This is a genomic window from Antiquaquibacter metalliresistens (genome assembly GCF_029211225.1).
In the GTDB taxonomy this organism is placed as follows: Bacteria; Actinomycetota; Actinomycetes; order Actinomycetales; family Microbacteriaceae; genus Rhodoglobus; species Rhodoglobus metalliresistens.
On the sequence record NZ_JARGEM010000022.1, the window covers coordinates 1 to 1,368 of the forward strand.

At 65.4% G+C, this 1,368-nt stretch carries 1 protein-coding gene; it reads left to right on the forward strand.

All coding sequences use genetic code 11. The features are described 5' to 3' along the window. The first annotated feature begins 107 nt into the window (after window positions 1-107). Window positions 108-1,328, forward strand: coding sequence for an IS256 family transposase (locus tag PYV02_RS15285; protein ID WP_275759940.1), 1,221 nt, complete (start codon window positions 108-110; stop codon window positions 1,326-1,328). Window positions 1,329-1,368: the final 40 nt, after the last annotated feature.

Below are 1,368 nucleotides of genomic sequence, written 5' to 3' on the forward strand. Positions count from 1 at the left end.
GTGTAGTTCTCGGGCTCGAGTGTCACGTCGTGGACGTGGTGAGCCATCGTGCGATGGTCAGGTGAGAACCGACAAAAGCTACTCACACAGAAAGACACAAACGCACGATGGCTCTTGACCAGTCTGCCCTCCTCGAGCTCCTCGGGGAACTGAAACTCACCGATGTGACCGACCGGATCCGGGTCGCGACCGAGACGCTCTACCAGGAGCTGATTGACGCGGAAGCTGCCGCTTTCATCGGCGCCGCCCCGTTCGAACGCAGCCCGGATCGCACCACGCAGCGCAACGGCACCCGGTTGCGGACCCTGACCACGACCGCGGGTGAGCTGGAGTTGCGGATCCCGAAACTGCGGCAGGGCTCGTTCTTCCCGTCGCTGCTGGAACGCCGCCGCCGGGTCGATCAGGCCCTGTTCGCGGTCGTGATGGAGGCGTACGTGCACGGCGTCTCGACCCGCAAGGTCGACGATCTCGTCAAAGCGCTCGGCGCCGACACCGGCATCAGCAAGTCGGAGGTGTCGCGGATCTGCGCGAACCTGGACGAGGACGTCGCCGCGTTCCGCGATCGGCCGCTTGCGGACACCAGCTACCCGTATGTGTTCCTCGACGCGACCTACTGCAAAGCCCGTGTCGGCCGGCGGGTGGTGTCCCAAGCCATTGTCGTCGCGGTCGGTGTCGCCGCCGACGGGCGGCGGGAGGTGCTCGGCTTCGAGGTCGGTGATACCGAGTCGCAACCGTTCTGGACCACCTTCCTCCGCAGCTTGAAGGCCCGTGGGCTGGACGGGGTGAAGCTGGTGATCTCCGACGCTCACACCGGGCTGATCGCCGCGATCGACACCGTGTTCGTCGGCTCGTCGTGGCAGCGGTGTCGGGTTCATTTCATGCGGAACGTGCTCGCGAACGTCCCCAAGACTGCCGGGCCGATGGTCGCATCGATCATCCGCACCATCTTCGCCCAGCCCGACCCGGAGCACGTCTACGCCCAGTTCGACGAGGTCGTCCGCATGCTCACCAGGTCCCATCCGAAGATCGCTGAGATGCTCGAGACCGCCCGCAACGACCTGCTCGCCTTCGCGGAGTTCCCTTACCCGCACTGGCGACAGATTTGGTCCACGAACCCCCTCGAGCGGGTCAACAAGGAGATCAAGCGGCGCACCGACGTGGTCGGCACGTTCCCCAACCCCGCCGCGCTGCTCCGCCTCGCCGGGCACGTGCTCATCGAGCAGCACGACGAGTGGGACGGCGCCGACCGCCGCTACTTCAGCGAGCACTCCATGAAGCTGCTCACCGAACACGAGGAGGTGGCGATCCCGGAACTGACCGCGGCATAATCAACTCAGCTAGATCTCGCACGGTGTCCAGAAACTCCAC

Bases quoted from the DNA above. Each gene is read 5' to 3' on its own strand.
- PYV02_RS15285 (WP_275759940.1), top strand. From the start codon at position 108: ATGGCTCTTGACCAGTCTGCCCTCCTCGAGCTCCTCGGGGAACTGAAA.